General features: G+C 37.3%; 7 protein-coding genes. 2 read left to right on the top strand and 5 right to left on the bottom strand.

The window, feature by feature from the left end:
• Positions 1-189: 189 nt before the first annotated feature.
• A complete protein-coding gene (locus tag AC2JBO_RS41795; protein WP_496959519.1) occupies positions 190-489 on the bottom strand; it encodes a hypothetical protein in 300 nt (99 codons plus the stop codon).
• A gap of 132 nt (positions 490-621) precedes the next feature.
• On the bottom strand, positions 622-1,740 hold the full coding sequence (gene bchI / locus AC2JBO_RS41790; RefSeq protein WP_496959518.1) for a magnesium chelatase ATPase subunit I: 1,119 nt from the start codon (positions 1,738-1,740) through the stop codon (positions 622-624).
• 248 nt (positions 1,741-1,988) lie between these two features.
• Here bchI and AC2JBO_RS41785 point away from each other — a divergent pair, with 248 nt between their 5' ends.
• Complete coding sequence (locus tag AC2JBO_RS41785; protein ID WP_496959517.1) at positions 1,989-2,234, top strand: hypothetical protein; 246 nt, start codon at positions 1,989-1,991, stop codon at positions 2,232-2,234.
• Positions 2,235-2,359: 125 nt separating this feature from the next.
• A complete protein-coding gene (locus AC2JBO_RS41780) occupies positions 2,360-3,106 on the top strand; it encodes a DNA cytosine methyltransferase (protein ID WP_496959516.1) in 747 nt (248 codons plus the stop codon).
• A 452-nt stretch (positions 3,107-3,558) separates the two neighbouring features.
• Here the strand turns inward: AC2JBO_RS41780 and AC2JBO_RS41775 are convergent, their stop codons facing one another.
• The 3 genes from AC2JBO_RS41775 to AC2JBO_RS41765 form a co-directional block, all read right to left on the bottom strand.
• Positions 3,559-4,152, bottom strand: a complete 594-nt coding sequence (locus AC2JBO_RS41775; protein WP_496959520.1) for a CHAT domain-containing protein — start codon at positions 4,150-4,152, stop codon at positions 3,559-3,561.
• A 1,034-nt stretch (positions 4,153-5,186) separates the two neighbouring features.
• A complete protein-coding gene (locus tag AC2JBO_RS41770) occupies positions 5,187-6,023 on the bottom strand; it encodes a phosphodiester glycosidase family protein (protein WP_496959515.1) in 837 nt (278 codons plus the stop codon).
• A gap of 213 nt (positions 6,024-6,236) precedes the next feature.
• The coding region (locus AC2JBO_RS41765) for a sigma 54 modulation/S30EA ribosomal C-terminal domain-containing protein (protein WP_496959514.1) at positions 6,237-6,513 on the bottom strand (277 nt) is incomplete at its 5' end.

Raw genomic sequence — 6,513 nt, 5'->3', positions numbered from 1 at the left:
TTTTTATGGAGATGCACAGCTTTATTCTATCTATTGTACTTCACTAGACCGAAAAACGCTATATGACTTTTATTCATTGCTAGTTACCCTTAATTTATGCCAATTACTGAACTTATACTTATCAGTATTTCTGCTTTGGCACAACTTATGCAGCACAGGTGAGATGCCTGTGCCACAAAGGCAACTCTACTAGGTATTATGTATCACATCAATGAAGCCGTATAAGCCGATGATTAGCATTAAAATGGCATTTATTTTGGTTACGCGCGCTCCATAGGTTGGTTCAAGTGCTTCACGAACCAAAATTGAAATTGCGGAACCGACGACGAAGCTTAATGCTAGCACCATGTAAGGTTTTTGTGTTGGAAATGCCATGGATGCTGCTAGCATTAACATCGCAAGGAATAACATTACAAATTCGATAAACCGAGGTGGGTTATATTGACTTATATAAACAAAAGTGCTAAACCAAAATCGTAAAGTTTGCATATGAATTTAGGGGTTAAAGGTTGGCAACGGATGTAACGGATGGTTTGTAATGTTTATTTTGAGGCGCCGTACCCACAACTTGTTACTGACCAATAAACTATCCGTTACATCCGTTCAATCCGTTGCCAGTATTTATCGAACTCCAGTTTTTACACCCGTACCATTTTTAGATGCAGTATCTTCTGGTATTTCGACGCCAAAAATGCGACCGAATACTTTTTCAACTTTATACCCTGAATCTATAGATTCAAGCGGGTCTTTACGTAAACGATGACGTAGACACAGTGTAATTACGCGACGAATATCATCTATTGTTACTTCGTTGCGTCCTTCAAAGGCAGTAATTGCTTTTGCCGCGCGGTTGGTAACGATATCACCCCGCAAACCATCTACATCAAGTTCGGCGCAAACTTCAGAAATTTTTACCCGTAGGTCATAGTCCATATTAACCGAGGGTAATAAATTTTGAGCGTTGATGACACGTTGCTGCAACTCATCTTGCTGTGGTTGGTACTTTTCTAAGAAAGGATGAGGGTTTTGGTCAAATTCTGAACGTTGTTCGACAATTTGAACTCGTAATGCTGGTTCTTTAACGGTGCGTATTTCAGCGTGCATTCCAAAACGGTCGAGTAACTGGGGACGCAGTTCTCCTTCTTCTGGGTTGCCGGAACCAACTAATACAAAGCGCGCGGGGTGACGAATTGAAATACCTTCACGTTCGACGGTGTTCCAACCGCTTGCTGCTGAGTCGAGGAGTACGTCAACTAGGTGGTCATCTAACAAGTTGACTTCATCAACATATAATATACCCCTGTTTGCTTTGGCAAGTAATCCTGGTTCAAACGCTTTTACACCTTCTGAAAGTGCCTTTTCTATATCAATTGTGCCGCAAACCCGGTCTTCGGTGGCGCCTAAAGGTAAATCAACCATCAGCACTTTACGCTGCACGACAGAAACGTTATTTCCTTGCTGTATATGCGCGCGAACATCATCACCCATTAATTCGGGGTCACTAGGGTGACTGTTAAATGGGTCATTTTCAACAACGGGAATTTCTGGAAGCAAGTCGGCCAACGCGCGGATGGTGGTGGACTTACCCGTTCCTCTATCCCCCATAATCATTACACCACCAATTTTGGGGTCAATGACGTTCAACAGCAAAGCCAGCTTCATTTCTTCCTGACCGACAATTGCTGTAAATGGAAAAACTACACGACGAGTGTTTGCTGTAGCTTGAGCAGTTGAACTCACCCTTATTACCTTTTGCTATATTTCTCTTATCATCGCTTTATATTGTGCCATAACCAGGGTAACGGCGAAAGACGTAAATTAATTTGCCCCACCAATACGTGCGTAATATGAAGAACGTAGGGTGTGTGACGCTACGAAAAAACTTCAGTTCCTGCGATAAGCCTTGTAGCGTCACGCACCAACGAGCGTATTATGACAATATTGTAAGTCTTGTTTATAATAAGTAAAGAAAGTAAAAGTTTAAAATTATGCATGTAACTTATCGTGTGAATGCTAGCCAACTAAACCAAAGCTTTCTTGATGCATTAAAGGCTACTTTCCAGAACAAAGAAATTGAAATTGTTGTATATGATGTTGATGAAACTGCTTATTTAATGGCATCAGAGGCGAATCATAATAAATTACTCAAGGCTATAGATAATATTAAGAGCAGGTCTAATTTGATTGAAGTTAATATAGAAGTTACCGAAGGCGCCGCAAAACCCGTTCGATAAACCGAATATAGATGCTCTTATACAGAAGCAATTTAATGATGACATGTGGAGAGTGATGAAGGGACAGCTTCCTTGTCTGGAAACATCCGCGAACTGCCTGCAACAACAACAAGAAAAAGCAACAGGTGCCTTCTATATATAGTTGTGACCTGAGTAAACCTGAGAATAGTTACTCATTCTTAGAGGATAAAAACTGTAACGTTATTATTGGTGGGGCACCTTGCCAGAGCTTCTCAAATGCAGGGAAACGTAACGAGGATGATGACAGGGGGAAATTGAGTATAAGTTACGCGCGCATTATTCAACATGTTAAACCCAAAATATTTGTATTAGAGAATGTCGAGAGATATAAGAAGAGTAATAAATACAAACAAGTCAAGGAAATTTTCAAAGCTTGTGGATATGGTTTAACTGAGACTATATTAAATGCTTCACTATGTGGTGTTCCACAAGCAAGAAAAAGATACATATGTATTGGAGTGTTGAATGGTAGTGATGATGAATTACTTTCTCTGCTGCATGGAAGATTGGCGCCTCATCCTATGAGTGTTAGAGATTATTTAGGAGATTCTCTAGGAACAGAATTTTATTATCGTCACGCGTGCAGTTACCAACGTAAAGCAATTTTTAGTGTAGATGAACCGAGTCCTACCGTGAGGGGAACAAATAGACCGATATCTAAGAACTACATTCCTCACAAGAATGATGCTTGTAGAGATTTAAAAAAAGTGCGTCCCTTAACTGCGATAGAAAGGAGTTATATACAGACGTTTCCAAAGAGCTTTGATTTTGATATTGATAATCAAACTAAAACGATGCATTTATTATTTAATATAATATCAGACAATACTTATTTTTTTCAACAAAAATAAATATGATAAATGAATTTGAGGAACATATAAATAGTCAATGCTACAAGGGATAAAATAAAAATCCCCTAACCCCCTTATTAAGGGGGCTAAAAACCTCTTAAAGTCCCCCTTATTAAGGGGGATTTAGGGGGATTGATTTTAAGTTAATGTCTTAACCGAGTACTATTGTATACATAGTAAATTCAAGTTTTTTAGTTTGCGAAAGATAGTACACGCACTTCTGATGGTGAAGTTATACCAGGAATTGGGGAAAATATTTATTTAAGACTTAGATTTGATAATCAAGATAATAAAAATGAATACATTTCTGAAATAGTCAAGCAATGACGCTCTAAATTTTTACGCCGAGACAATAAAAGCTACTAGTCTTATTATTGCTAGTAGCTTAATCATTGTAGGTGATTGAAAATGGCTTAAGAAACACAAGTAAATAAAACGGCGCCTAACTTTAATTATTTCCAATCACCTTGTAAAGTAAACGGTGCCCAATAATATGGACTTTTCCATTCATTACTATTCCACAACTGTAATTGTGCTTCTCGTAAAGCAATTGTCGGCGCCTTCCCTTGTATAATAGCTTTGTAGAATATAGGCATTAATTTAGATGTACCTTCGTCACTAACTTGCCACAAGGAAACTACCGCGCGCTTTGAACCCGCATACATTAATCCTCGTGTTAACCCTACTAATCCTTCACCCTTAACATCTTTACCCAAACCAGTGTCACATGCGCTTAGTACAACTAGTTCGGCGCCTAAGTCTAAGTTAAAGATGTCACCCAAGCGTAAATAACCTTTTTCAACAGGTTTACCTTGTTTATCAACTTGCGATAGTACAATACCTGACAGTTCAGGGTTTGTAGTATCAACAATTCCATGAGTAGCAAATAATAGGAACCGATATTTTTTAAGTTCTGGATTGGTTACAAAGTTATAATTTGCATCAAAATCATAAGCGTGAATAGCATCTTGAGGTGATACAAGTTTGAGAATTGCGTCAGCTTCCGTGCGCGTACCTTTCAAACGCGACATCCCATTACGTTTAATATTTTTTAACTGTAAAAACTTTGAGTTTACGTTGCATTTTTATTACTCTGCTCATAATTAATAACTCAGGCGCCAGTTAATCAAACCTACTCCTAGATAATATTTCCCGTATGTATTGACTTATGCAATTGCAACCAAATAACTTTTCACGACTAAGTATTATTTTTATCACTGTCAAAACTACCACAGAATCAATTGCCAAGCGGCGCCAAGCACCTTAATTAAATATGAAGATACTAAAATACATGGGTACTTGTAAGTTTCAAAAAAGGAAGCACTAATCAAAAACGGCACCCAAAAAACAGGCGCTGATGTAAAAAATCTATCAAACGGCGCCTTCGCTACTTTGCTACCAAGGTTGTTTTTACTAGTACCAATAACAAAGTAAACTATTTTCTAGTAGCAGTAGAGCTTAATAAACTAGCGTTAGAAGAAGATACAACGGTATAAGCTTTATTAATTGAAGCTTTGAATGATTTATTTAATAAATATGGTAAAAAAGTTACAGTTTGATGTTCAGTATTAGTATATTTAATATCACCAAATTAGAATTACTTTTTCTGTTACATGGAAGTTTGGCGCCTCATCCAATAAGTGTAAGGCAATATGCGCGGAAATTCTCTAAAAACTATGTTCCACATAAAAATGATGCTTGTAGAAATTTAAAGCTTGTACGTCCACTTTCAACTGTTGAGAGAAGTTCTATACAGACGTTTCCAAAAAATTTTAATTTCGACACTAAGAACCAAACAAAGACAAACGGCTCTTCCGTACTTAACGTGCTAAATTTTAATTTAAATCGATAAATCTCCTTTATAATCAAGGCTTACAAGCATTTATAGTTGAAATTTAATAAATTTAATATTTATAAATGTAATAATGGCTGTAAAATAAGCACAGTAAGGCTTTAAACCTAATTTTTTAACAGATTTAGCACGCTAAGTACGGAAGAACCTCCTTTTTTAGTTCACAACTATTGTTCGCAAACTTACTATTTTGTCCAAAGTCCAAATTATACAAAACCTCTCTTAAAATTATTTTACCAACAATACTGATTTAACAGGACGAATAGTATTTTTCCCTTGTCTATCTATTTTGCCATTATAAGTTGTACCATTATAGTAAAGCGAAGACGAACTACCACCATCTAAATTCATTGCTGAGTTAGCGCCTAAATTTTTCATTAAATCAGCTAATGCAGGTAAAGATATACCCGATGGTGTTTCTGGTTTTTGCGCTACCATTAATAAAATAATACTTCCATCCTCAGTAATTCCCACAGCACTTCGAGCGTTAAGTTGGGTGCTACCAATTGCATCCCGACCGTTAGTGTTATCTACAAAACCTTCTTGGACTAAAGTCAGTTCGGGTAATAATCTTGAACCGGTGCCAATTGCATCGATAATTTGACAGTTAGGCGCCGTTTTGTCTTCATGTAGCGTTATTTCATATTGTATTTTAGAATCACACGATAATCTTCTAAATTCTGTACGATTAAAGATTTTAGGTAAATAAGGCTTTAATTTAGGATTATTTACAAGTCTCTCATTTAATTTTGGGTCTGCAACTAACTTTCTTTGTAAAGTAATATAAGACGTTGATTTTTGATTAACTGGGTCAAAATAACCTGCGTTTAACACGGCAACAGCTTTGTGGTTTTGGGCAAATTCTTCAACCGTATTTAATTTCTCTGAGACTACAGGAGTCACCAAGTACTCGCTGTTGGCTGGAATTTTAACTATATGAGCTATACTGTCTGGTAGAGCGCGCGCTTCGTACTCAATTTTTTGAGATGTTGTGATTGTATATTTTTGCGTAGTTTTAGTCGAAGTTAGAGGCACACTAAAAGAACGCCAGGTAAATAACAGCATTCCCAAAGTTACCACTAAAAAACTATACAGCCAGATTTTGTTCACTTTGTACGCGCGGTGTTTTAATGTTGGGTTGCGTTACAAAGCTAATTTTAATCCCCCCTAGCCCCCCTTAATAAGGGGGGAACAAGAAAGTACACAAATCTTAGTTTCTCTTATTAAGGATAAACAAAATCTTAAGCCCCCTTATTAAGGGGGGTTGGGGGGATTAAATTATCGGTTCACATGGGGTTTTTCAGGCATCACCACACTCGAATGATTTGCTTTACCGTTTTTGCTATGACCGTTGGTGTGTCCATTACCATTATTATTTTTGCGGGGTTGGATAACGCCATATCCACCGTGGTTACGCTCGTAAATAACGTTAATTTCGTCAGTTTCCACATTATGGAACATATAAAAGTCGTGTCCCACCATTTGCAGTTGCTCTAAAGCTTCTGTCATTGTCATCGGTGGCATGGCAAAATATTTAGTTCGCACAACCTCTTTG

This window comes from Calothrix sp. CBUCES-K 9914, from assembly GCF_059640475.1.
This window is presented reverse-complemented; position numbering and strand designations above follow the sequence as displayed.

What these genes read in the sequence shown, in the direction of transcription:
- AC2JBO_RS41795 (WP_496959519.1), bottom strand. Translation starts at nt 489, where the DNA reads ATGCAAACTTTACGATTTTGGTTTAGCACTTTTGTTTATATAAGTCAA.
- AC2JBO_RS41785 (WP_496959517.1), top strand. Translation starts at nt 1,989, where the DNA reads ATGCATGTAACTTATCGTGTGAATGCTAGCCAACTAAACCAAAGCTTT.
- AC2JBO_RS41770 (WP_496959515.1), bottom strand. Translation starts at nt 6,023, where the DNA reads ATGCTGTTATTTACCTGGCGTTCTTTTAGTGTGCCTCTAACTTCGACT.